25 protein-coding genes are annotated in these 26,253 nt (G+C 36.7%); 23 read left to right on the top strand and 2 right to left on the bottom strand.

Going from position 1 to position 26,253, the window contains the following annotated elements; translation table 11 throughout:
• Nucleotides 1-20 precede the first annotated feature (20 nt).
• From ybeY to HMPREF2961_RS05690, 19 genes are all read left to right on the top strand, one after another.
• A complete protein-coding gene (gene ybeY, locus HMPREF2961_RS05780; RefSeq protein WP_002291700.1) occupies nucleotides 21-497 on the top strand; it encodes an rRNA maturation RNase YbeY in 477 nt (158 codons plus the stop codon).
• A complete protein-coding gene (locus HMPREF2961_RS05775) occupies nucleotides 481-876 on the top strand; it encodes a diacylglycerol kinase family protein (protein WP_002316408.1) in 396 nt (131 codons plus the stop codon). The genes ybeY and HMPREF2961_RS05775 overlap by 17 nt, the downstream gene beginning before the upstream one ends.
• A 14-nt stretch (nucleotides 877-890) precedes the next feature.
• Nucleotides 891-1,790 (top strand): GTPase Era, encoded by a 900-nt coding sequence (gene era / locus HMPREF2961_RS05770; protein WP_002288753.1) that lies wholly within the window; start codon nucleotides 891-893, stop codon nucleotides 1,788-1,790.
• A gap of 142 nt (nucleotides 1,791-1,932) precedes the next feature.
• Complete coding sequence (gene recO, locus HMPREF2961_RS05765) at nucleotides 1,933-2,745, top strand: DNA repair protein RecO (RefSeq protein WP_002348495.1); 813 nt, start codon at nucleotides 1,933-1,935, stop codon at nucleotides 2,743-2,745.
• A gap of 385 nt (nucleotides 2,746-3,130) precedes the next feature.
• Entirely contained in the window at nucleotides 3,131-4,048 is a 918-nt protein-coding gene (gene glyQ, locus HMPREF2961_RS05760) for a glycine--tRNA ligase subunit alpha (protein WP_002305598.1), read from the top strand.
• A gap of 1 nt (nucleotide 4,049) precedes the next feature.
• Nucleotides 4,050-6,125, top strand: coding sequence for a glycine--tRNA ligase subunit beta (gene glyS / locus HMPREF2961_RS05755; protein WP_010727065.1), 2,076 nt, complete (start codon nucleotides 4,050-4,052; stop codon nucleotides 6,123-6,125).
• Nucleotides 6,126-6,510: 385 nt separating this feature from the next.
• Nucleotides 6,511-7,290, top strand: a complete 780-nt coding sequence (locus HMPREF2961_RS05750) for a hypothetical protein (RefSeq protein WP_070704293.1) — start codon at nucleotides 6,511-6,513, stop codon at nucleotides 7,288-7,290.
• Nucleotides 7,291-7,330: 40 nt separating this feature from the next.
• Complete coding sequence (locus HMPREF2961_RS05745; RefSeq protein WP_070704290.1) at nucleotides 7,331-8,275, top strand: LCP family glycopolymer transferase; 945 nt, start codon at nucleotides 7,331-7,333, stop codon at nucleotides 8,273-8,275.
• A gap of 15 nt (nucleotides 8,276-8,290) precedes the next feature.
• Nucleotides 8,291-9,070: a YveK family protein gene (locus HMPREF2961_RS05740; protein WP_002308654.1), complete on the top strand. Its 780-nt coding sequence runs from the start codon at nucleotides 8,291-8,293 to the stop codon at nucleotides 9,068-9,070.
• A 12-nt stretch (nucleotides 9,071-9,082) separates the two neighbouring features.
• Nucleotides 9,083-9,781, top strand: a complete 699-nt coding sequence (locus HMPREF2961_RS05735; protein WP_002348499.1) for a CpsD/CapB family tyrosine-protein kinase — start codon at nucleotides 9,083-9,085, stop codon at nucleotides 9,779-9,781.
• Between the two features lie 27 nt (nucleotides 9,782-9,808).
• On the top strand, nucleotides 9,809-10,573 hold the full coding sequence (locus tag HMPREF2961_RS05730; protein WP_002334849.1) for a tyrosine-protein phosphatase: 765 nt from the start codon (nucleotides 9,809-9,811) through the stop codon (nucleotides 10,571-10,573).
• A 12-nt stretch (nucleotides 10,574-10,585) separates the two neighbouring features.
• Entirely contained in the window at nucleotides 10,586-12,403 is a 1,818-nt protein-coding gene (locus HMPREF2961_RS05725; protein WP_010727066.1) for a polysaccharide biosynthesis protein, read from the top strand.
• Nucleotides 12,404-12,413: 10 nt separating this feature from the next.
• Entirely contained in the window at nucleotides 12,414-13,028 is a 615-nt protein-coding gene (locus tag HMPREF2961_RS05720) for a sugar transferase (protein WP_010727067.1), read from the top strand.
• Nucleotides 13,025-13,861, top strand: coding sequence for an NAD-dependent epimerase/dehydratase family protein (locus HMPREF2961_RS05715; RefSeq protein ID WP_010727068.1), 837 nt, complete (start codon nucleotides 13,025-13,027; stop codon nucleotides 13,859-13,861). The genes HMPREF2961_RS05720 and HMPREF2961_RS05715 overlap by 4 nt, the downstream gene beginning before the upstream one ends.
• A gap of 12 nt (nucleotides 13,862-13,873) precedes the next feature.
• Nucleotides 13,874-15,028 (top strand): glycosyltransferase family 4 protein, encoded by a 1,155-nt coding sequence (locus tag HMPREF2961_RS05710; protein ID WP_010727069.1) that lies wholly within the window; start codon nucleotides 13,874-13,876, stop codon nucleotides 15,026-15,028.
• A gap of 19 nt (nucleotides 15,029-15,047) precedes the next feature.
• Nucleotides 15,048-16,301, top strand: a complete 1,254-nt coding sequence (locus tag HMPREF2961_RS05705; RefSeq protein ID WP_010727070.1) for an O-antigen polymerase — start codon at nucleotides 15,048-15,050, stop codon at nucleotides 16,299-16,301.
• A gap of 180 nt (nucleotides 16,302-16,481) precedes the next feature.
• A complete protein-coding gene (locus HMPREF2961_RS05700; protein ID WP_010727071.1) occupies nucleotides 16,482-17,270 on the top strand; it encodes a glycosyltransferase family 2 protein in 789 nt (262 codons plus the stop codon).
• Nucleotides 17,271-17,273: 3 nt separating this feature from the next.
• Nucleotides 17,274-18,440, top strand: coding sequence for a nucleotide sugar dehydrogenase (locus HMPREF2961_RS05695; protein WP_010727072.1), 1,167 nt, complete (start codon nucleotides 17,274-17,276; stop codon nucleotides 18,438-18,440).
• A gap of 3 nt (nucleotides 18,441-18,443) precedes the next feature.
• A complete protein-coding gene (locus tag HMPREF2961_RS05690) occupies nucleotides 18,444-19,856 on the top strand; it encodes an oligosaccharide flippase family protein (RefSeq protein WP_070704287.1) in 1,413 nt (470 codons plus the stop codon).
• Between the two features lie 303 nt (nucleotides 19,857-20,159).
• On the opposite strand, the gene HMPREF2961_RS05685 is transcribed toward HMPREF2961_RS05690, so the two are convergent.
• On the bottom strand, nucleotides 20,160-20,909 hold the full coding sequence (locus HMPREF2961_RS05685; RefSeq protein WP_010727074.1) for a MurR/RpiR family transcriptional regulator: 750 nt from the start codon (nucleotides 20,907-20,909) through the stop codon (nucleotides 20,160-20,162).
• Nucleotides 20,910-21,051: 142 nt separating this feature from the next.
• Here HMPREF2961_RS05685 and pfkB point away from each other — a divergent pair, with 142 nt between their 5' ends.
• The 4 genes from pfkB to lacD are packed head-to-tail and all read left to right on the top strand — an operon-like array spanning nucleotide 21,052 to nucleotide 24,873.
• Complete coding sequence (pfkB, locus tag HMPREF2961_RS05680) at nucleotides 21,052-22,002, top strand: 1-phosphofructokinase (RefSeq protein WP_070704284.1); 951 nt, start codon at nucleotides 21,052-21,054, stop codon at nucleotides 22,000-22,002.
• On the top strand, nucleotides 21,984-23,447 hold the full coding sequence (locus HMPREF2961_RS05675; RefSeq protein ID WP_070704281.1) for a PTS fructose transporter subunit IIC: 1,464 nt from the start codon (nucleotides 21,984-21,986) through the stop codon (nucleotides 23,445-23,447). Before pfkB ends, HMPREF2961_RS05675 begins: the two co-directional genes overlap by 19 nt.
• On the top strand, nucleotides 23,444-23,902 hold the full coding sequence (locus HMPREF2961_RS05670) for a fructose PTS transporter subunit IIA (protein WP_002294893.1): 459 nt from the start codon (nucleotides 23,444-23,446) through the stop codon (nucleotides 23,900-23,902). Before HMPREF2961_RS05675 ends, HMPREF2961_RS05670 begins: the two co-directional genes overlap by 4 nt.
• A complete protein-coding gene (gene lacD / locus HMPREF2961_RS05665) occupies nucleotides 23,899-24,873 on the top strand; it encodes a tagatose-bisphosphate aldolase (protein WP_010727078.1) in 975 nt (324 codons plus the stop codon). The genes HMPREF2961_RS05670 and lacD overlap by 4 nt, the downstream gene beginning before the upstream one ends.
• Nucleotides 24,874-25,051: 178 nt before the next feature.
• Here the strand turns inward: lacD and yidC are convergent, their stop codons facing one another.
• Nucleotides 25,052-26,002 (bottom strand): membrane protein insertase YidC, encoded by a 951-nt coding sequence (gene yidC / locus HMPREF2961_RS05660; protein ID WP_002291748.1) that lies wholly within the window; start codon nucleotides 26,000-26,002, stop codon nucleotides 25,052-25,054.
• Nucleotides 26,003-26,253: the final 251 nt, after the last annotated feature.

Genomic DNA, 26,253 nt, shown 5'->3' with positions numbered 1-26,253 from the left:
ATAGAAAGAAGCGATGTATAATGGATATTACTTTCATGGATGAAACAAACCAAGTATCAGAAGAGAAAATGAAAGAAATCGACGACTTGTTGCAATTTGCAGCATCATATTTAGAGTTGCCAGAAGAAACAGAAATGTCTGTTACTTTCATGGACAACGCAGCAATCCAAGTAATCAATCGTGATTACCGTGGAAAAGATGCACCGACAGACGTCATCAGTTTTGCCTTGGAAGAAGAGGGCGAAGACGAAATCCCAGTGATTTTTGAAGATGGAGAGAATCCATTACCTCGTGTACTGGGAGACATCATGATCTCTACTGAACGTGCTGCAGAGCAAGCAGAAGCTTACGGCCATTCGTATGATCGGGAACTTGGCTTTTTAGCGGTTCATGGATTCTTGCATATCAACGGGTATGACCATATGACACCAGAGGATGAGAAAGAAATGTTTGGTTTACAGAAAGAGATCTTAGATGCCTATGGACTTAAAAGATAAAAACGTAGAGAAAAACAAACATTTCCTGATGTCCGTGGAATTTGCCGTCCAAGGAGTCAAAACCGTTTTTGAGGAAGAACGCAACATGAGGAAACATGTTGCGTTCGGAATCCTCGCTTTGTTTATGGGCGTGATTTTCCAACTTGATCGGATAGAATGGTTATGGCTGCTTTTAGCTGTTTTTCTCGTATGGATAGTAGAGATCATCAATACTGTTTTTGAAAATGTCGTGGACATGTTTACGGATTTTCATTTTCATCCGATTGGGAAAAAAATCAAAGATATGGCAGCTGGAGCAGTTTTAGTGACCGCTTGTTTTGCCGTTATCGTTGGGTTGATTTTATTTGTCCCTAAAATATATCATTTGTTGTTTAATTAAAAAGGAGAACGTATATGCCAGAACATAAATCAGGGTTTGTCGCAATCGTCGGCCGCCCGAATGTAGGAAAATCCACTTTATTGAATCGAATCGTGGGTCAAAAAATTGCCATCATGAGTGATAAGGCACAGACAACTAGAAATAAAATCCAAGGAGTATATACTACACCAGAAGCTCAGTTGATTTTTATTGACACACCAGGAATCCATAAACCAAAGCATCGTTTAGGAGATTTTATGGTAGAAGCAGCTTACAGTGCGTTGAAAGAAGTGGACGCGGTCTTATTTATGATCAGCGCTGATCAAAAACGCGGTCGGGGAGACGATTTTATTATTGAACGTCTAAAAAACGTGCATTCTCCTGTTTATCTGATTATCAATAAAATCGATAAAATCCATCCAGACGAGTTGTTGGGAATCATTGAAGATTATTCAACGCAGATGCCCTTTGCACAAGTGATTCCAATCTCTGCTACAGAAGGAAACAACGTCGAACGTTTGATGGATGTATTAGTCAGTGAAATGCCAGAGGGCCCACAATATTTTCCAGATGATCAAGTGACTGATCATCCTGAATACTTCATCGTTTCTGAATTGATCCGTGAGAAAGTCTTGTTTTTAACACGAGACGAAGTGCCTCATTCTGTCGCAGTCGTTGTTGATTCGATGAAGCGAAACGAGAATGATAAAATCCATATCCAGGCTACGATTATTGTCGAAAGAGATAGCCAAAAAGGAATCATTATCGGCAAAGGCGGAAAAATGCTGAAGCAAGTAGGAACGAAAGCAAGAAAGGATATCGAAAATCTTTTAGGAGACAAAGTCTTTCTAGAACTTTGGGTCAAAGTTCAAAAAGACTGGCGAGACAAAAAAGTCTATCTGCAAGACTTCGGCTACCGAAAAGACGAATACTGATATTCTGAGCTTCTTGTAAGTTAGGTATAGAAATAAACTGGATAAAAATCCGCGTGTTGAGAAAAGCTGCGGAAGATCGCAACATAAATGATCTGGATCGGCAGAATCTGCTTTTCCAGATTTATTTTTTAGGAGGGAGAATATGAGCCAGCTTGCAGAATCAAAAGGCTTGATTTTATCTAGCCGTAATTACAAAGAAAAAGATAAATTAGTCAAAATCTTTACAGAATCTTCTGGCAAAATGATGTTTTATATCAAAGGGATCCATCGGCAAAATCAGCCCTTAGCTCCGGCTTTGCTCCCTTTTACTGAAGCAGTTTATATCGGGAATTTTCGAAGTGAAGGTCTGTCATTTTTAAGCAGTGTCAAAGATGTCCATGCGTTTCGACACATCCAAGAAGACATCTTTTTGAGCGGCTATGGCACATATTTATTGAATCTAGTAGATGCGGCAATCGAAGATCATCAGTACGACCCTCATTTGTTCCAGTTTGCGCAACAAGCACTGCAACGGATGGACCAAGGAGACGATGCAGAAATCATCACGAATATTTTTGAAGTCCAAATACTGCAACGCTTCGGAATTGCACCAATCTGGACACACTGCGTCGTATGCGGGGAAACAAAAGGAAAATTTGACTATTCTTCCAAATATGGTGGTGTGATATGCGAAAGACACTGGTCGATGGACGATCACCGTTATCATGCAGATCCTCGAGCTGTTTATTTCGTTCGGATGTTTTCAGCTATTTCTTATGATAAGATCAGTGGAATCCATCTGAAAGAAGAAACCAAACAAGCAATCCGTGAACTCATCGACCAGCTGTATGATGAATATGTCGGTATCCATTTGAAAAGCAAAAAGTTCATTGATCAAATGAAGTCTTGGGCACACGTATTAAAGACGCCAGAGAAAGACATGTCTGAAAAAGAGACACCTGAAAAAGAAGAATAGTAAATGAAACATACAACAAAAAATCAAAACCATTTGACAAACACAGGGAGTTCCGTCTATTATTAACCGTAGATCAAATAGATCGTTCAGTGAGAGGATCTATTATAGAAACAAGAAAACTGCAAAATGAATACGTACATTGACCAAGATCAGTAAAAAACACGTGGTTTAGCGAGTTCGGGAGAGTGGGAGCCGGACCCAAACGATTTTTGAAGAGGCACTTGCGAGTACGATAAATGAAGCTGCCGAATCTTTATTCGGAAGTAGGGTGGAACCGCGAATTATTCGTCCCTATGTCTGTAATCAGACATAGGGATTTTTTGTCGTTTTCTTTCCTGTATTCTTATTTGACAGCAACGCTTTAAAATTGAAAGGGGCAAAACAGATGAGTAAAAAATTGACCGTCCAAGATATGATTTTAACATTACAAAAATTTTGGTCATCAAACGGCTGCATGCTGATGCAAGCGTATGACACAGAAAAAGGAGCAGGTACGATGAGCCCATATACCTTTTTACGGGCAATCGGACCAGAACCATGGAATGCTGCTTACGTAGAGCCATCTCGCCGACCAGCTGATGGACGTTATGGTGAAAACCCAAACCGTTTGTATCAGCATCATCAATTCCAAGTCGTGATGAAACCTTCACCTGAGAATATCCAAGAGCTTTATTTAGAAAGCTTGCGCCTTTTAGGAATCGATCCATTAGAACACGACATCCGTTTTGTTGAAGACAACTGGGAGAACCCATCCATGGGCTGTGCCGGTGTGGGTTGGGAAGTATGGCTTGACGGAATGGAAATCACACAGTTCACGTACTTCCAACAAGTTGGTGGACTGCCTTGTAAACCAGTCACTTCTGAGATCACTTATGGATTAGAACGTCTTGCTTCTTATATCCAAGAAGTTGAAAGTGTCTATGATTTAGAATGGGCTGATGGCGTGAAATATGGCGAGATCTTCAAACAACCAGAATATGAACATTCCAAATATTCTTTTGAAGTAAGCGACCAAGACTTGCTACTAAGCAACTTTGATCGTTTTGAAAAAGAAGCAAAACGCTGTATCGATGAAAATCTTGTTCATCCGGCGTATGATTATATCTTGAAATGCAGCCATACATTCAACTTATTAGATGCCCGCGGTGCAGTATCCGTAACAGAGCGTGCCGGTTATCTTTCTCGCATCCGCAACATGGCTCGTGCTGTAGCCAAAATCTTTGTGGCAGAACGCGAAAAATTAGGATTCCCTTTGTTGAATAAAAACACAGCAAATCCAGAAACCGTGAAGGAGGCTGAATAAGATGGCAAAAGACTTATTACTTGAAATCGGGCTGGAAGAAATGCCTGCCCATGTTGTCACACCAAGCATGAAACAATTAGAAGAAAAAACAGCAAAATTTTTAGATGAAAACCAATTGACTTATGATACGATCGAAACATTTTCCACACCGCGCCGTTTAGCAATCAAAGTAACAAATATTCCAGAACGACAAGCGGACAGTGAAGAAGAAGTCAAAGGACCAGCCAAAAAAATTGCTTTGGACGCAGATGGAAACTGGACGAAAGCAGCGGAAGGATTTGTCCGCGGACAAGGTCTGACGACAGACGCTATCACTTTTAGAGAATTAAAAGGTGTGGAATATGTCTATGTAACGAAATACACTCATGGTAAGGAATCCAAAGAAGTATTGACAGGTTTAGCAGATGTCATTAAAAGCCTGACTTTCCCTGTAACGATGCATTGGGCAGAATACGATTTTGAATATATCCGCCCTATTCACTGGATCGTGGCATTGTTAGATGACGAAGTAATCCCATTCGAAATCTTGGATGTCAAAACAGGCAGAGCCTCTCGAGGTCATCGTTTCTTAGGCGAAGATGTGACATTTGCGCATGCAAAAGAATATGAAGAAAAATTGAATGAACAATTCGTCATTGCGTCTCCGCAAAAAAGACAAGAAATGATCGTTACACAAGCCAATGAATTAGCCGAAAAAAATCATTGGGTTATTGATCTAGACGAAGATTTACTAGAAGAAGTCAACAATTTAGTCGAATATCCAACTGTCTTTTCTGGCGACTTCGAAGAAAAATATCTTTCTGTTCCTGAAGAAGTACTAGTCACTTCTATGAAAGAACATCAACGTTATTTCGAGGTACGGAATGATCAAGGTATGCTGCTTCCTCATTTTATTTCTGCTCGTAATGGTGATCGGGTAAAATTGGAAAATGTGGTTCGAGGCAATCAAAAAGTATTGACGGCTCGTTTAGAAGATGCGGAATTCTTTTATAATGAAGACAAGAAAGCTTCAATCGACCAATACGTTGAAAAACTAAAAACTGTTACTTTCCATGAAAAAATCGGTAGTATCTATGAGAAAATGCAACGGGTACAAGTCATTGCCCGTATCATTGGCGAACAAGTAGGACTATCTGAGGAAGAATTGATGGATCTGCAACGAGCTGCTGAAATCTATAAATTTGATCTAGTAACCAACATGGTAGGGGAATTTCCTGAACTACAAGGGATCATGGGCGAAAAATATGCTCTGCTGAAAGGCGAGAAACCTGCTGTAGCGACAGCGATTCGTGAGCATTACATGCCTATATCCAGTGAAGGAGAGCTACCTCAGTCTACAGTAGGTTCTGTTTTAGCGATTGCAGATAAATTAGATAGCATCTTTTCTTTCTTTGCTGTTGGGATGATTCCAAGCGGTTCAAACGATCCTTATGCCTTACGTCGCCAAGCATACGGTGTCGTTCGGATCATCGAGTCGAAAAAATGGGCCTTTCCTTTGTCTGTTCTGCAAGAAACGATTAGTGATGTTATCAGTAAAGATACGGATCGTTTCGGTATTGGTTTATCAGAAGGGCAACAACAAGTGATCGACTTTATCAAAGGTCGTCTGCGCCAATTATTGACAACGAAGAATATTCGTCATGATGTCATCGATGCTGTTTTGAATGCGGAACAAAAAGATCTGACAAAAGTATTTGCAGCAGCACAATTGTTCAAACAACATCTTGCAGATGAAGACTTCAAACCTTCAATGGAAGCTTTGACACGTGTCGTGAACTTAGCGAAAAAAGCGCAGCTTGAAAAACAATCAGAAGTAGACCCTGAGCTGTTCGAAAACGACGCAGAGAAAGAATTACACAAAGCAGTAGAAGCAATGAAAGCAAGTTTTGCTGACCAAACGATCCACGAAAACTACGACCAGCTTGTCGCTCTTCGTTCACTGATCGAAAATTATTTTGATCAAACGATGGTCATGGCTGATGAACCAGCAGTACGTAAGAACCGACTAACACAACTTAGTCAAATAGCTGCCATGGCTTTGTCATTAGCAAGCTTGGATCAAATCATCACAAAATAGTCTTTTGTTTGAAAAACAGAGAGCATGCACGAAACGTGCTGTGTCTCTGTTTTTTTTGTTATAAATATAAATAGCTGTTATTAATTCTATTTTAATAATTTTTGTTATTTTATTATTTGTTCGAATTTTCAAAACGCTCATGAAAAGTGAGGAAATAAAAATGAAAACGATTAATAACAATCTTGTTATTGTTTTATTTACTTTTAAATTAGAAATTTCCCTAGTCAAGAAAACTGTTTGTGGTATGATTATATAGGGAAAACCCGTTTATAAATATTTCTATGAATATATTAGTTTAATTATGCTTTTAAAATAAAAAGCGCTCATTCTGATGTGAATGAATCACATCTTTATTTATCTATCATCAATATTTAGGAGTGAATCTATGGAAAAGCCGTTCGTCAAGTTATTGGCTACTGTGGCGGTAGGCACAGGCGCTATTGTGATTTGCTTGTTTGGATACCATCTCAATAATCAGCGGCAACATCATCAACGGATCAATTACGCAGAATCTGCCATCACCAATCAAAAAGACACCGTGACCTCTTTATCAAAAGAAGTAGATAAGCTGTACAGTACAAAAGAAAAAATTTTCCTAAATCCTGAAATAACAGAAGAAACAGTTTCAAATTTGTCACATAAACTATCTTCTATCAAACTTTCGGCAGATGATTATGACATCAAGGAATCAGAATTACCTAATGAAGCTGCTGCGATCCAAGAAGAAAAGAAAGCAATCTTAACGCAGTTAGAGGATGCAGAATCAAAACTGAAGATCCAGACGGCTGTCAATAAATTATTTACTAAAAACGTATCAAACTGGCAGCAAGCTGTGGATGATGTCATCATCAAAGAAAAGTTAGCAAGTGCAGATGTCGCCCATATACGTGAAAATATGAGCTTTTTTAAGGATAGTGCTTGGAAAACGGTCGTTATGCAATATCTAGGATTCGCTGATACCCAAATTGCACAAGTCACGCAACTAGATCAGCTATTCGATACGATGCTGAAAGACGGACAAGTAACAACTACTGCTACTTATGATCAATATTTGACCGCACTCAGTCTCATCGAACAGATCCGGAATGAAAAAATAAGAGCCGCATACGCGTCAAAAGCAGAAACAGTCGCTCAGCAAATGGGCTATAGCAATACGAGCTATTAATAAGCGAGAATTCAAGCAAGGCTAGCAAACGGAGGAAACTATGGCAAAACGAAGAAGAAAATCAAGAGGGAAAAAGATATTTCTAATTATTTTAGCAATTCTTGTCGTACTAGTATTAGCAATCGTAGGAGTAGGAGCAAAATTATATCTAGATCTCTCACATTCTATTGAAAAAACTTACGAATCAGTGGAACGAACCCAAGGAGAACGAACAAAACCAGTTGATCTGGACAAACAAGAATCCTTCTCTGTCCTATTGATGGGGATCGATACGGGAGATTTAGGACGGGTCGATCAAGGACGATCAGATACGATGATGGTTGCCACAGTCAGTCCTGAAGATAAACAGACAACGATTGTCAGCATTCCTCGGGATACGTATGTCGACATCGTTGGTCATGACACAAAAGACAAGATCAACCACGCTTACGCATTCGGCGGAGCTGCCATGGCAATGGATACCGTACAAAAATATGTAGACATCCCAATCGACCACTATGTTTCAATCAATATGAAAGGTCTAAAAGAACTCGTTGATGCAGTTGGTGGTATCGAAGTCAATAATGACCTCACCTTCTCACAAGATGGCTATGATTTTACGATCGGTAAAATCACATTGAACGGGGATCAGGCATTATCTTATTCTCGTATGCGTTATGAAGATCCAAACGGTGACTATGGTAGACAAGAGCGTCAAAGAAAGATCGTAGAAGGTGTAGCGAAAAAAGTATTGAGTCTGAACGGTGTAAGCAACTATCAATCCGTTTTGAATGCTCTAGAGTCGAATATGAAAACAGACATGAGCTTTGATGAAATGAAAAAAATCGCTTTAGATTACCGGGATGCATTTGTTACGATCAAGCAAGATCAGCTGCAAGGAGAGGGCTTCATGCAAGACAATATCTCATACCAAAAAGTCAGCGATCAAGAACTTGACCGTGTGAAAAAAGAATTAAAAGATCAAATGAATCTAGAGAATAAATAGGAAAGTGGAGAAAAAATGGAAGAGACAATCAGCTTGAAAGAAATTTTTGAAACATTACGCAAACACGTGATAACAATCCTCATCTCAATGTTTGCTGGCTTGGCCATCTCAGGCATCGTGACGTTTTTCATCTTGACGCCAAAATACAGCTCACAAGCCCAATTGATCGTGACACTGCCACAATCAGATACTGCAAATGTCAATGATGTCAATACGAACCTGCAAATGATCAATACGTATAAGGATATGATCGTCAGTGATCTAGTACTAAATGAAGTCAAAGATCGTTTAGAAACAGAAGACAATGTGAAAATGACTGCTGGACAAATCAAAGATGCCATCTCCGTCAATCAGTCACAAAATTCACAAATGTTCTCGATCCAAGCAACAAGCACAAATGCAGTGACGGCTCAACAAATCGCTAATACAACGTCACAAGTATTCCAAGAGAACGCCAAAGATGTGATGAATGTCGATAAAATCTCGATCATCTCAGGTGCAGTTGCCAATACGACACCTGTTTCGCCAAATAATAAATTGAATCTAGTGATTGGCTTAGTGTTAGGAATGATGGTAGGTGTAGGTCTAGCTTTCTTATTTGAATTACTTGACCGGACAGTAAAAGATGAAAAATATGTGACGGATACATTAGGCTTCCCAATCTTAGGGACTGTACCAGAAATGTCAGCGAAAGAATTGAATGCTGGTATCCGTAAAAAAGGACCAGCTCCGACACAACCAAAAGCTACAAACGATAAAACAGCGCCATCACGCAGAAGCCGCTCAAGAGTCTAGGAGGAAAGAAAAATGGCACGAACACAGAAACAAAAAGCAACCCAAACTCATGCAGTCAGTTTGGTCACACTCACCAATCCCTCTTCACCAATCGCTGAACAATATCGTACGATTCGGACGAATATCCAGTTTGCCTCCGCAGCTGGTCAGCAAATCAAAACGATTGTTGTGACTTCATCAGGACCTGAAGAAGGGAAATCGACCACTGCAGCAAACATTGCCGTTGTTTTTGCCAAATCCGGTCAACGGGTGCTGCTAGTCGATGCAGACTTACGTAAGCCCGTCATCTATAAAACGTTCAAGTTGAACAACGCAAGCGGATTAAGTACTGTCCTTAGTTCATCAGGAAGTGTAGCAGATGAGATCCAACGAACACCAGTCGACAATTTGTCGATTCTGCCAAGTGGACCTAAACCACCAAATCCATCAGAACTACTAAGTTCGCCAAGAATGGATCAGATTTTAGCAGAAGCAAGACAACTATTTGATGTAGTAATCTTCGACATGCCGCCAGTCGTTGCTGTAACAGATGCGCAGATCATGTCTTCCAAAACGGATGGTACCTTATTGGTCGTACGGGAAAATACGTCACGTAAAGAATCATTGACTAAAGCAAAAGAATTGCTGGATATGGTACAAGCGCGAGTCCTTGGTGTTGTATACAATGGGGCAGAACACAGCAAAGATGCTGGCTATTACTACGGGAATTAAGAAATAAAAAGAGAGGAGACAAGAGAAATGATCGATCTACATTGCCATATCCTGCCAGGAATCGATGACGGAGCAGAAAACTTAGATGCCAGTATCGCCATGGCTGAAAAAGCGATTCAACAAGGGATCACACATATTTTATGCACACCCCATCACAATAATGGAAAATACAGCAATGAAAAATCACAAGTCATTTCTCTAGTCGCTTCGTTACAAGCAGAATTAGAGAAAAGACAATTGCCTTTGACGTTATTGGAAGGACAAGAAGTACGTATTACCGGAACACTGATTGAAGACATCCACCGAGATGAAATTTTATTTACAGATTTAGATGATACATATCTTCTAATCGAATTTCCGACACTGGAAGTGCCGTTATATGCAGAACGGCTCTTTTTTGAGTTGTTACAACTAGGAAAGACACCAGTAATCGTCCATCCAGAACGCAACGCGCATTTTCGTAAAGACCCGAATCATTTGCTGCCATTCCTAGATATGGGATGCTTGGCCCAACTCACCGCACCAAGTTATGTCGGTGTATTTGGCAAAGATATCCAGAAAACAGCCAAAACGATGGTCAAACATAACCTCGTGCAAATGGCTGCTTCCGATGCCCATGGGGTCTCTAAACGCACCTTTTACTTAAAAGAATGTTATGAGCAAATCGCCAAGGACTTTGGTAAGGAAAAAGTAGTACAGATGAAACAAGTCGCAAAGGACCTGATCAACGGGGATGAGATCAGTTATCCAGTCTATGAAGAGGTAAAAAAGAAGAAGTTTGGTTTATTTTAGGGGGAATGTAGTGTGTTTGTTTTAACAAGAAGAAGAAAAATCATTACTTTGATTTTAGTAGACAGCTTGTTATTAATTGCTGCAAATAGTGCAGCGGTTAATTTTATGGAGCCGTTTGTAGCTATACCAATAGATCTTATTTTAATCTCCAACGGGTTATCGATTGTTTTTTATCTATTATATGGTAGTTTTTTCAAAGTATTCACTCGAATCAATCGTTACACCAATTTAAGAGAGATGATTGCGATTTTTGGTTCGTTATCTGCAAGTGCGGCCTCAAGTATCATCGTATTGCTTTTCATAAATAAACAATACAGTTTACGTTTAGTCATCTTTGCATACCTACTTTCGCTATTATTGATCATTGGCAGCCGATTGATCTGGCGTATCTATATCGAAACAAAAAATATGAGGTATCTATCAACAGATTCCGCTAAAAATACCTTGATCGTTGGGGCCGGCGAAGGTGGACGTATTTTATACAACAGTTTTCTTGGATCCAAAACGGCTCAAGATATCCATGTCGTTGGATTCGTGGATGATGATCCGAATAAAAGAAATACGTATCTTTCAGGAAAAAAAGTACTGGGGTCGTTAAAAGATATACCGGAATTGATTGAAAAATATGACATCCAAATGGTAACGATCGCTATCCCTTCTTTATCAAGAAAAAAATTGCGAAGAATCTTTGAGTTAGTCGAATCCGCTCATGTGAAAGTCAACACGATGCCTTCTATGGAAGAACTTGCTTCAGGGAAAATCAGCGTATCAAAACTAAAAACCATCGACGTAGTGGATTTACTGGGAAGAGATGAGGTAGAGTTGGATATCGAATCCATCAAAGACCAGATCACGAACAAAGTCATTCTGGTCACCGGTGCAGGAGGATCGATCGGTTCAGAAATCTGCCGGCAAATCATCCAGTTTGACCCTGCAAAACTATTACTTCTAGGTCATGGAGAGAACTCGATTTACTTGATTGACCGTGAATTACGCACGCATCATCAAAAGTGTCCTACAGAAATCGTACCGATCATCGCAGATATCCAAGATCGTAAGAAAATCAATGAGATCATGGAACAATACCACCCAGATATCGTTTACCATGCAGCCGCTCATAAGCATGTACCATTGATGGAATATAACCCAAAAGAAGCAGTCAAAAACAATATTTTCGGTACAAAAAATGTAGCAGAAGCAGCCAAAGCAGCGAAAGTAAAAAACTTCGTCATGGTTTCGACAGATAAAGCCAACAATCCGCCAAACGTCATGGGTTCAACAAAACGAATCGCTGAAATGATCGTGACTGGGTTGAATGAAGAAGGCTGTACGAAATTCTCAGCTGTCAGATTTGGGAATGTCCTTGGTTCTCGTGGAAGCGTGATTCCAGTATTCCGGGAACAAATTGCTCAAGGAGGGCCAGTCACTGTAACAGACTTTCGTATGACCCGATATTTCATGACGATTCCTGAAGCGAGTCGTTTAGTTATTCAATCTGGTGCATTAGCAAAAGGCGGCGAAATCTTTATTTTAGATATGAGCGAACCAGTGAAAATCGTAGATCTAGCCAAAAACATGATTCGATTGAGCGGATATAGCGAAGACGAGATCGAAATCATTGAAACAGGTATCCGCCCAGGGGAAAAACTGTATGAAGAACTATTGTTGGATAAGGAAAGAAATGATGAAGCAGTTTATGAGAAAATCTTTGTAGGAAACATCAAAGGTTACTCCATGCAAACAGTGATGGAATTCGTCAACAGCTTGCCGCAAGACGACGAACAATTGGCTAAAGACATTGTCACTTTTGCAAATGCTTCAAATAAGTAGGGGGAGTAAAGTGTATAAAGACGGTTTAAAAAGAGGGATAGATTTTTTATTATCTTTAGTTGGTATCATCGTATTGTCACCAATTCTTTTGATTCTATGTATAGCTATCAAAATCGATTCAAAAGGTCCAGTCATCTTTAAACAAAAACGGGTAGGAAAAAACAAATCCCATTTTTATATCTATAAATTTCGAACAATGAAAGTAGATACGCCTCAAGAGACACCAACTCATTTGTTATCAAATCCTGACTTTTTTATTACACGAGTAGGAAAATTCCTTAGAAAAACAAGTCTGGATGAACTACCACAATTATTTAATATATTAAAAGGTGACATGGCAGTCATCGGACCACGGCCAGCGCTATGGAACCAATATGATTTGATTGAAGAACGAGACAAGTACCACGCAAATGATATCCGTCCAGGACTAACAGGCCTCGCACAGATCAGTGGACGTGATGAATTAGAGATCGACTACAAAGCACGTTTAGATGGACAGTACACAGCAAATATCACACCAATGATGGATCTAAAATGCTTTTTTGGAACTATAATCTCCGTCTTTAAAAGCGACGGCGTTGTCGAAGGCGGAACTGGTTCGGTGAAAAAGGAGAATGCAAAATGAAAAAGATCCTGATTACTGGTGCAAACAGCTATATTGGTACATCTTTTAAAAAATGGATGACACAATTTCAAGACGAGTATCAAATCGACACACTAAGTGTACGAGGTGACGCATGGCGAGAACATGACTTTTCGAGGTATGATACGGTTTTTCATGTAGCAGGTATCGCGCACGCAGATGTATCTAAAGTAAGCGAAGAAACTAAACAGCTTTATTATGCGGTCAATCGAGACCTTGCAATTGAGACAGCAAAAAAATATAAACAAGATCTATCAGGAAAGAACGGACAATTCATTTATATGAGTTCCATCATTATTTATGGTGAAGAAACAAATATCAACAAAAAACGTGTAATCACTCCAGATACCAAACCAAATCCTTCCAATTTCTATGGCGACAGCAAACTGCAAGCGGAAATTGGCTTACAACCATTAGATGATGATACTTTCCATGTTGCTATTTTACGTCCACCAATGATCTATGGACCGGGGAGTAAGGGGAACTACCAACAATTGGTCAAGTTGGCAAATAAATTGCCTATTTTTCCCGATGTAAAAAATGAACGATCAATGCTGCATATTGATAAGTTATCTGAGTTTGTCAAAGAACGAATCGATGCTCAAGATAGTGGCGTATTTTTTCCACAAAATGATCAATATGTTCGTACAAGTCATATGGTGAGAGACATTGCTCAAGCAAATGGGAAAAAGATTTACCTTTTCTCTTATATGAATTGGGCAATACGCTTACTGGGATATGTACCAGGAAAAATCGGACGATTGACGAATAAGGCGTTTGGGAATTTGGTGTATGAGAAAAGTAGGACAAGGTAGGAGAAAATAAAGATGAAGAGAGTATTAATTGTTGCTTCAGTTGCATCAATGATAGATCAATTTAATATGGAGAATATTAAGTTATTATTGAGTTTAGGTTATAAGGTAGAAGTAGCAGCCAATTTTGAAAACCCCGGTAACATGAGTATTCAAAAAAAAGAACTACTTACAGCTAAACTAAAACAGATGAGAGTAAAAATTCATCAAATTGATTTTTCGCGTAATATGAAGCAGGTGAAAAATCATCTTATTGCATATAAACAGTTAAAAAAAGTCGTTGCAGATAATAAAATTGATATTATACATTGTCATTCACCAATAGGAGGAGCTATTTCTCGATTAGTAGGAAAAACAAATAATGTTAAAGTTATTTATACAGCTCATGGGTTTCACTTTTATAAAGGTGCTCCGTTAATTAACTGGATGTTATATTTTCCAATTGAATATTACTTGTCTAAATATACTGATCAATTAATTGTAATAAATCAAGAAGATTATGTTAGAGCCAGAAAATTATTTCCTATTAAGAATGTACATTTAGTTCACGGTGTAGGCGTAGATATTCAGAAAATAGAAAATATTGAAATTGATAGACAACAAAAAAAGTTGGAATTAAAAATTTTAAATGAACAAATTGTTTTACTTTCGATTGGAGAACTCAATGACAATAAGAACCATGAATTAGTTATTGATTGCTTAAAAGATTTCAATAACGTAAATTTTAAATATTTAATTTGTGGTGACGGAGTATTGAAAGAAAAATTACAAGCAAAGATAAAACAATACGATTTAGAAGATAAAATAGAGTTACTGGGTTACAGAACGGATATCTTAGAACTTTTGAAAATTTGTGATTTCTTTATCTTTCCTTCAAAGAGAGAAGGACTACCTGTCTCCATTATGGAGGCAATGGCTTGTAGAGTTCCTGTAATAGGTTCAAAGATAAGAGGGAACTCTGATTTAATTCAAGATAATATAAATGGTTTTCTTTTTTCTCTAGATGACAGAAAAGAATTTATACAAATTATTACTAAATTTTTATTAAAAGAGTACGATGAAGATGACTTAAACTTTATAAAAGAAAATGCATTTAAATCAGTTCAAAATTATTCTTTAAAAAATGTATTGGATGAGTTGAAAAAAGTTTATCATAGTGAAATAGACTAGGAGCTACAGGAGAAATAACATGAGAACAAAAAATAAAAGTTTTTCACCTCAGTATGATTTAAATAACAATAAAATAATTTCTTTCTTAGTTTTTTTTATAGGTTTTTCAATGAATATATCTCAAGTAATTTCTGGTATAAATATTGCTTTAAGTGATATTTTTTTAATGTTACTATTCGGATATTTAATTTATAAAAAATTATTCTATTTAAACAGTTTCATATTTTTATATTTTTTGTTTATAATTTGTTTTAGACTTTTTGCTACATCACTAATAGGTATATGGATACCTATACCTATTAGTTTAACTTCTATAACTATTACAATAATAAAATTCTTGATTAATCTTCTTTATCTCTGTATTTTTATGTCTATTTTTAGCTTGAATGCAACAATGAAGTCACTTTTTTTAAAAGGACTTATGTATGGAACTATAATTTTAGGAATAATAAGTTTAGTGATTTTCTATTTAGGGCCTAGATCTTTACAATCCATAATTTTATTTGGTGAATTAAGATTACAAGGTTTTATGAATGATCCCAATTTTTTTGGTTATATGCAAATTAGTGGTTTTTGTGTATGGGTTTTTAACAAATTTAAATCTAAACTTTTAAACTTAATAACTATTATTACTTATGTATATACAATCATATTGAGTGCATCTAAAACATCTTTGCTGATTTTTATGTTTATTATTTTTGCTTACTTAATATATCAATTTTTTATAAATAAAAAAACGGCCCAACAGATAATCGTGTTTATTTTTGGTATAGCCATATTAATAGGAATTATATGGTTTGAGTTTGATAAAATAAATTTGCTATTTACCAATATTATAGGTAGTTCCCCTCAGTTATCTCGGACAACAGTATTATTTGATAATTTTGATACTGCTGTTAACGCTGAAGGCTCAGATAGAGCACATGCATGGAATACAGCTATTAGCATTATGAGAAGTACGAATTTTTTAGGAATAGGATTTGTTGATTATTCTAATATTGCAACTTATATGACGGGGAGTAATATTATAGCGCATAACACTTACTTACAATTAGGTGTGGAATGGGGAGTAGTGCCATTATTGATTTCAATTCTAATGATTTCTTGGAAAATAGTAGTTAAAGTTATAGCAAAATATTGGGAAATAGTCTTTTTGATGTTAACGCTCTTAAGCTATTCTTTAAGTATTTCTTTACAGAATTCTCGACTATTATGGTGTTTAGTAGCTATTTTATTTACTAAAGAAGTAAAAACAAGATTTAAAAATAATTAATATTATACAAGTGTCATTAAGCTTATAATTACGGATGCTTTTAATTATTTTTAAGTATTTATTTGAAGTAAATTATCTTTATTTTTTATTTTATTTAATATATTATCTAATTTATTTTATACAAAAGTAATAAATGATTATTAAACTTAATTTGTAGTTTGAATTTAAAAGGAGATTTTTATGATCAGTGTTATAATTCCCACATTTAATGCAGAAAAATCAATAGAACGAGCAGTAAATTCTATTCTTAAACAAACCTATCAAGATTTTGAAATTATTATATGTGATGATTGTTCTAGTGATAGAACTTGGGATATTTTAAAAGAAATTAGCAAAAAAGATAAAAGAATTAAGATATATCAGAATGAAACAAACTCCAAAAGCGCATATACAAGAAATAAAGCGATAAGCAAATCCCGAGGAGAATTTATTATGCAATTAGACGATGATGATTACTGTCACGAAGATCGCATGATGAAACAATACAAATTTTTAAATAGCCACCAAAATTTTGATTTTGTAGGAAGTAATGCTTTTTTATGGGATTTTGATGGTATTTACGGCACACTTAAAGCTCCCGAAGTTCCTACAATAACTGATCTAATTAAAACAAGTCCTTTTATTAATCCGTCAGTTATGTTTAGAAAATCAGCCTTAGAAAAGGTAGGCGGTTATAGGGTCTCCCGAGATACGGTTAGAGGCCAAGACTATGACTTATATTTAAGATTATATGCAGAGGGATTGAAAGGCTATAATTTGCAAGAAAATCTGGTTTATTATTATCAAGACAAAAACTATTATAATAAAATATCTTGGAAAAATAGAGTAGGAGAATTCAAGTTTAAATATAAGAATTTTAGAAATTTAGAAATTACCAAATTGCAATACCTATATATACTTAAACCTATATTAGCAATAATAATTCCGAAAAAAATATTGACATGGAAGCAATTGAAAAGGAGAACGTAAAGGATGAATATCTCAGTTTTTGGTCTCGGCTACGTTGGCTTAGCCAACGCGTTATTACTTAGCCAACACGAAAATGTAAAAGCATATGATATCGTTGAGGAAAAGATCGATATGCTAAGGAACAGACAATCACCTTTAGAGGATAAAGAAGTTCATGAGTTTCTCGAACGGGATGATTTAAATGTGGAATTTACTAAAGATTTTGAGGAAGCTGTACTTTTTGGTGATTACTTGATCATTGCTACACCAACGGATTACGATGAAAAGAAAAATTACTTTAATACTTCCACAGTTGAAGATGTTATTGAAAAAGCCCTGATCGTTCGACCAGATGCAACCTTTATTATTAAGTCCACTGTTCCTGTAGGATATACATTAGAATTAAAAGCAAAATTTAAAACAGAGAATATTATTTTTTCCCCAGAATTTTTAAGAGAAGGAAAGGCATTGTATGATAACTTACATCCTTCTCGAATTGTTGTAGGAGAGTGCTCTGATAGAGGGCAAGAAACAGCGGATATGTTTGAACGGAACGCTTTAGATAAAGATGTACCAGTTCTGTTGACACATCCTACTGAAGCGGAAGCAATCAAGTTGTTTTCAAACACTTATCTTGCTTTACGCGTTGCATACTTTAATGAGTTAGATACTTATGCTGAATCTCGAGGATTGAACACAAAACAAATCATTGAGGGCGTAGGATTAGATCCTCGAATTGGCTCTCACTATAATAATCCCTCATTTGGTTACGGAGGATATTGTTTACCTAAAGATACAAAGCAGCTAAGAGCAAACTATGAAAATGTTCCAAGCAATATCATCAGTGCAATTGTAGATGCAAATACGACAAGAAAAGATTTTATTGCAGAACAAATTTTAGCGAAAAAACCTAAAACTGTAGGAATCTACCGTTTAACGATGAAAGCTAATTCAGATAATTTCCGTTATTCATCAATTCAAGGTGTTATGAAACGGATCAAAGCAAAAGGGATCGAAGTAGTTGTTTATGAACCAACATTAGATGCGGAAGATTTCTTTAATTCTAAAGTGGTTAAAGACTTTGAAGAATTCAAGAATATGTCAGATGTGATTGTGTCAAATCGTATGGAGCCGACTTTAGCTGAAGTGAAAGAAAAAGTTTATACGAGAGATATTTTTAGACGGGATTAAACCATGAAAAATATAGCTAGAAATTTTTTTTATCAGAGTTTGTTTCAAATTACTAAAATCATTATCCCTATAATTACTATTCCAATAGTATCGAATGCGTTAGGTCCAAGTGGAATTGGTATTTATAATTATACTTTTTCAATTGCTCAATATTTTGTTTTAGTTGCAGGATTAGGCGTTGGTATTTATGGGAATAGAGAAATTACTTTAACACTTAACAGAAATAAAGAAGAATTATCAAAAGTATTTTGGGAAATACTGATGTTTAAAGCAATGACAACTATTTTTGTTCTTATGTTTTATTTTGCTTTAACTTTCTTCTTAGAAAATAAAATTTATTTATTGATACAATCCTTGACGATTATAGCCGTATTTTTTGATGTTTCGTGGTTTTTTATGGGGATTGAAGATTTTAAAAAAACTAGTATTTCTAATTTATTGGTACAAATTGTTACGTTTGTTTTAATTGTTTTCTTTATAAAAAATGAAGGAGATGCATTAAAATATACACTTATTCAAGCGTTAGGTTTAGTATGTTCGCAAATAAGTGTTTGGCTGTTTATTCCTAAATATATTCATTTTGTAAAAGTAAGTATAAGAAATAGCTTTAATCACCTAAAGGGATCATTTGAATATTTTATACCGCAAATAGCTATTATGTTGTATACAAATTTGAATAAAACGCTTTTAGGATTTACTATGGGCAGCATGGCGGTTGGATATTTCACTAACTCATTGCAATTGAATACCGTTTTTATAACCATTATTACTACGTTAGACTTAGTGTTATTACCTCATATGACTGGCTTTTTTGCAAAAGAAAATGTGTCTAGAATCGTTCGAATGATGGAGAAAACTATACATTTACAATTATATTTTTCAATACCTATTATGTTTGGTATGCTAACTGTTTATGACAAATTAGTGCCGTGGTTTTTTGGAGAAAAATTTATATACATCAATAATGTTATTCCTTATTTTTCAGCTCTAATAGTAATTGTTCCGTTAGGTATGTCAATTTCCAGACAATATTTAATGCCGATAGGGCACGTCAAGGAATATAACAAATCAGTAATTGTTGGTGCCATCATCAATATCATAGCCAATTTAATATTGTTACCAACTATTGGTTTTTTTGGGGTAGTTTTTTCGAATATTTTAGCAGAATGCTTTGTAACTTTCGTAAGAACCAGATCTTTTCTAAAAAGTACAGATTTTAAATTCGAATATCGTAAAATTGGAATCTTTTTGCTAGGCGGAATGCTTATGTGTATAGTAACACGTTATTTAACAAGCAATTTATCAAGTAGTATTTTGACTAATGTTATACAGTTTGTTATTGCTTTGCCTATTTATTTAATGACTACTACTCTATTTAAGGCAAATCCGTTTCTGGATTTATTAAGGAAAAAATAGTTTTTACAAATAAGTTGATAAATTAGAACTTTGTTCAGTAAGAAAGTGATTTAAATAGCTTATAAGAATTGAAAAATGTGAATTTTTATCAATCCAAATCTGGAACAGAATGCGTAAGCTTCTGTACCAGATTTTTTATTATCCCATTTGTTTATTTATTTTGTAGTATTTTTAGACATACTAAAGTACACGATAGCTTTTATCTAAAATGGGAAATGAGACTAATAAATTATAGTACCGAAACACATAAAGCATTTTTAACTGTTTTTCTAGCAATCGTTATCAACCGCAAATCAAATCCCCTCAATTCTCCCCCATACGCAATGCATAGGCATCGAGCAGAATTCTCGCGATGATCTGGAGAGGCAAGCGTGAACGTACTTCATAATTAGGGAAATACGAACCTTCTGATTTGAAACCTACGAGATTTATCTCGCAATAATCTTTGAGTGTAGAGGAATGATTGGCTGTAACTAGAATCGAACCAATCTCTGCATCATAGCAATTCTTTGCGGCGGTGACGAGTTCTTTTGTCTCGCCGTTCAAAGAAACAAAAATAACGCTGTCTTTCTTAGTTAGTTTCCGACTGATGCTTTTGATGATTTCTGGATCAGTATGCATTTGACAATTTTTTCCTGTTAATTGAAGTTTTACGAGCATCTCTTGACCAATCATTTCTGAAAATCCTCGTGCAAAGACAAAAACCCGGTCAGCAAATTTGATTCTTTGTATTGCATCTTCAATGTTCCCGATTTCCAACATATTGATTGTACGTACCACTTCTTGTTCATTTTTTAGAATGGCTCGGCGGATACCTTTGTCTACTTTATCTAAGAAAGAAAAATTGATGTTCTTGTTTTCTCCTTCTTTTAGATGATGCTTAAACGAAGTAAACCCTTCATAGCCTTTCTTTTTCATTGTCCGAACAATGGTGGCTGTTGAGACATTCGCTTGTTCACTTAGTTTCACGATGGAGTAGTTAGGGATCTCTAGGATGTGGTGTTCGATAAAGTTCCAGAGGTACTGTTCTGTTTCACTTAATTTGTGATCCATATTCTTTCCTTCTTTCACTAAAAGTTAGTTAAAAAATAGCACGATGTGTTTATAAATGTAAAGGTTTTCTTTGTGTTGGAACGATTAAGAAAACATTTTCTCTTTCGCGTATTTCATAATAGAGTCAAGGAGGTCATTGGTTATGTCTATCTACACATGCACGATGAATTTGGCAATTGATCTATTTATTGAAACAGAGGAGATGCATCCTTTTATGGTAAACCGCACAAAAGAGGATGACATTCAGGCAAACGGAAAAGGGGTGAATGTGTCACTAGTATTAAAGATGCTAGATTACCCAAGTACAGCATTAGGTTTTTCTGCTGGTTTCACAGGAAAATATATAGAAGACTATTTACAGAAGAAACAAATCCAAACAGAGTTTATTGAAGTGCCTGGTATGACGCGTATCAATGTATTTACACAAGTCAATCAAACGAGAGAAGAATACAAATTAGTGAATCAAGGACCTGAAATACCGCGGGCAGCTGTCCATAATTTTTTAAATCAAATAAGAGCATTACAAGCAGAGGATTATCTTTGTGTTTCTGGGAGTTTATCAAGAGGAATGTCTCCGAAGGTTTTAGTAGAAATCAGTCGGATTTGTCAGGAAAAGGAGATTCATTTGATTATTGATAGTAGTGATCAAGAAGTCATGGATTGTTTACCCTATCGACCGTTTTTGCTGAAACCGAATGAGGAAGAACTTTCTTCTTGGTTCGGACGAAAAATGGTTACAGATGAAGATTACTTTGTTTATGGACAACGACTGGTAGAGTTAGGTGCAGAAAATGTTTTGTTATCACTCGGTGAGAAAGGAGCGATTCTTTTTACGAAAGACAGGGTGATTCGAGGAAACTCACCAAAAGGAAAAGTCGTCAATACAGCATGTGCAGGGGATGCCATGTTAGGTACTTTTTTAGCAGAATACATGAATCGACGACCGCTTGATGAAACGTTACGTAAAAGCATAGCAGTAGGCAGCTCTACTGCTTTTCGTAAAGGACTGACTGATTTTTTGGATGTGGAGGAATTAAGTAAACAAATCAAAATCAAGGAAGAGAGGTTCGAAAGATGGGAAAATATCAACTAATTGCAGCAACCGGTTGTCCGACAGGAATTGCGCACACCTACATGGCGCAAGAGGCATTAGAGCAAGCAGCTAGGAAAAAAGGTATCACGATCAAAGTGGAGACCCATGGACAAATTGGGATCGAGAATGAATTAACGGCTGAAGAAATCAAACAGGCAGATGCTGTCATTATTGCCGCAGACAAAGATGTCCATTCAGAAAGATTTGCGGGAAAACGAATCATTGATGTTTCTGTCAGTACAGGAATCAAGGATGCACAACGGCTGATTGACGAAGCATTGGCAGGAAAAGAGACCATCTTAGCAGATAATGAAGCTGTTGATACTTTAGAATCAGAAACGATAAGTGGTGCTAATTTTGGTCGTAGCATCTATAAAAATTTGATGAATGGTGTCTCTCATATGTTGCCTTTCGTGGTAGCTGGGGGAGTATTGATTGCTATTTCATTTGCCGTTTGGGGAATCTATTCTTTTGATCCAGACCATGCACAATATAATGCTACAGCGGCGATGTTAAAAACGGTTGGCGATGCAGCAATGGGGATGATGGTTCCAGTTTTAGCAGCTTATATTGCAGAAGGGATCGCGAAACGTCCAGGGTTAGTCGTTGGATTTGTTGGTGGAATCGTGGCCATGAATGGCGGTACTGGATTTTTAGGAGGTATTTTAGCTGGCTTCTTAGCAGGTTATTTTGTCTTATTTTTGCAAAAGCTACTGACAATTTTACCTAAACAACTAGATGGCTTGAAGGCAATCTTCTTATATCCAGTTATTGGTGTAGCGTTTATTGGCATCGTGATGTCTTTGTTGGCGGGTCCAATGAAGGCTATAAATGAAGGAATGATGAGCTTTTTAGCTGGATTTGAACATTCGAATCCACTTGTTCTTGGCGTGATTGTTGGTTGCATGTGTGCGTTTGATATGGGAGGACCGATTAATAAGGCGGCATATGTAACAGGTACAGCTCTTTTGGCACAAGGAAACACGACTTTTATGGCTGGCGTGTCAGCAGCTTGCATTGCACCACCGTTGATTACTGGTTTTGCTACTTTATTGTTTGGTAAATATTTTGATACTAATGATCGTAATGCAGGTTTGGTTAATTTTATTTTAGGATCAACTCATATTACGGAAGGAGCTATTCCGTTTGCTGCGAAAGACCCGATCCGAGTATTACCAACGATGATGTTAGGTTCATCAATTGCTGCTGTCTTGACCTATCTGTTTGGTGTCCAAGTACCAGCCCCACATGGCGGTTTTTTAGTGTTACCTGTAGTGACGGGAAAAATCCAATGGGTTACAGCGATTCTTATTGGTTCGATCGTTGGTGGAGTGATACTAGGTTTGATCCAAAAGAAAAGAGTAACTGATAAAGACAAGAAGAGGGATAATAAAGCAGCAAATCGTACAGTTAACGAAGAAGGAAGAGCAGGAGGTTTATCATGACAATCATTCATGAAGAGAACATTTTTTTACAACAGCCATTAGATAATCAAGAAGAAGCATTTAAGTTTTTAGCAAAGCAAACATTCTGTTTAGGAATCGCTCATGACGAAAAAGAAGTATATCAAAAACTTCTGGAAAGAGAAAAAGAAGGTACTACAGGAATAATGTCAGGTTTTGCTATCCCTCATGCGAAGTCTCAAACAATCAATGAACCTAGTTTGATTATCGTCACACTGAAAAAAGGAATTGAATGGAACAGTTTAGATAGACAGTCAGTTGATTTTATTTTTGCGTTATTTATCCCAGATTCAGAAGCAGGAACGACTCATTTGAAATTATTGTCTCTCGTTGCACGATCATTGATGCGAAAAGAGGTTACAGAACAGTTGAGAGCTGCAAAATCAAAAATAGAAATAGCTACAATATTAACTAAAGAAATAGGTGAAGATATATGAAGAAAATGAGTATAGAAAAACAGGAACGTTTGAAGCGATTGACGGATGAAGCTGGAATTATTAGCGCGCTAGCTATCGACCAACGTGGTGCTTTGAAGAAAATGATCAACCAATATAAAGAAGCTACATCAGAAGATATCATCCAATTTAAACAGATGGTTTCTCAGTACCTGACTCCGTATGCTTCCGCTATTTTACTCGATCCAGAATATGGTCTGCCTGCAGCAGCGCTTCGAGAGAAAGAATGTGGTTTGTTGCTAGCTTATGAAAAAACCGGCTATGATGCGAAAATGCCAGGCCGACTACCAGATTTACTGAATAGTTGGTCAGTGAAAAGGTTAAAAGAAGTGGGTGCGGATGCTTGTAAATTTTTATTGTACTATGACGTTGATGAACCAGTAGAGATTAATGTGCAAAAACAAATAGTTATAGAACGGATTGGTTCAGAATGCGAAGCAGAAGGCATACCTTTCTTTTTAGAGCTCCTTTCTTACGATGCAACTATTGGCGATCCGTCTTCTCTTGACTATGCAAAAGTAAAACCGCATAAAGTGATTGAAGCCATGCGAGAATTTTCAAAAGAACGTTATCAAGTGGATGTATTGAAAGTAGAAGTACCAGTGAATATGAGATTTGTGGAAGGATATGGGCAAGAGACTTGTTATAGTCAAGCAGAGGCATCCGCGTATTTCTATGAACAATCGAAAGTGACTGAACAACCGTTTATTTTTTTAAGTGCGGGAGTCAGCGCTGCACTATTTCAAGATACATTGCGTTTTGCAAAACAATCAGGTTCGACATTCAATGGTGTCTTATGTGGGCGAGCAACATGGGCGAAGGGAGTAGTACCTTTTGTTACCGAAGGCGAAGAAAAAGCGAGTAGTTGGATGTTAGAAGAAGGAAAACAAAATATTAAAGAATTAAGTACACTATTAGAAGAAACAGCAACACCTGTCTACGTTGATAGATAAGAAAAAGTTGTTTCTTCATAAAAAGATGCTGCTGCAATTAGATAGCGATCAATCGATGATTCAAATTAAACATTCACTTAAATAAAAATATCGACCAGATTTCTTTTTCAAAAATCTTGGTCGATATTTTTAATTGCTAAAACTGTTAATGAATTTTTATTACACTCTTATTTACTATCTACTTCCGCTTCTGTTGCTTTCCTGCATTGCGGCCTTTGTTGTTTGTACTGTTTTTCGGTTGCTTGATTTGTTTGGTTGCTTGTTTGCTGTCAGCTGGTTTAGCTGATTCTGTCACATCTTTTCTTGGAGTGACGACTTGTTTTGGTGGGTTTTGTTTCAACTCTTCTGCCACTTGTGCTTTCAAACGTGGTTTCATCATAACGTTTGTGATGAATGTTTGCAGACAGCTGAACACACCACCGACTACCCAGTAAAGTGTAACACCAGCTGGCGCACTGATCGACATGAAGACGATCATAGCAGGAGAGACGATCAGCATCGTACGCATCGTCTTTTTCTGTTCTTCAGGAATACCGATCGTTGAGATATATCCTTGAAGCAGATAAGCGACCCCTGCAATGGCAACAAGTACCATACTTGGTGAGCCTAGATCGATGCCATAGAAAGATGATTCACGAATACCTTCTGTGTAACGTGCCGTAAAGTACAAGGCAGAGAAGATCGGCATTTGGATCAATAGAGGCAGACAGCCGATTCCGCCGGTCATACTCAATCCGTTTTCGCGGTATACTTGCTGCATTTCTGCTTGTGCTGCCATTTGTTCTTCACGTGTTGTTGCAGCTTTTAGCTTTTGTTGGGCTGCTTCAACTTGTGGTTTTAACGCTTGCATTTTTTCAGATTGGATCATTGTTTTTTTCGATTGACTAATACCTAGTGGCAAGATGATGATACGGACGATCACAGTCATTGCAATAACTGCCCAGCCATAAGACCAATTGAAATTCTCAACTAGATATGTAATCGCTTGGCCCATAGGATGGACGAGTACTCGATAAACGATTCCCGAAGTGTCAGGGTTTCCGTTTGAATCCATCCGCACACAGCCAGATAAAAAGAGCAGGATACTGACAAGTCCGGATCCCAATAACCAGTTTTTCCATTTATTCATAGAATACTTCCTCTTCTATAATTTTTACACAAACTTAACTATACTAAAAAAGCGCATGGAATTCAATCAACTTCATAGAAATTTCATATAAATATTCGTTCTTTTACGTAGCGGAAAATTTTGAAAAAAAGACAAAAAATCAAGAAAGAAATACTAGGAAAAAGTAGAATGATTCCAAGTGTTTCTTTCTTACTTTAATAAACTAAAAACTTTTTTTCTGCCCGAAAAAGCGGAGTCAAATGAACTCACTG

The organism is Enterococcus sp. HMSC076E04 (assembly GCF_001814285.1).
Taxonomy (GTDB): domain Bacteria; phylum Bacillota; class Bacilli; order Lactobacillales; family Enterococcaceae; genus Enterococcus_B; species Enterococcus_B lactis.
The sequence above is the reverse complement of the archived record's forward strand: the minus strand, read 5'-3'. Positions and strand labels throughout refer to the sequence as shown.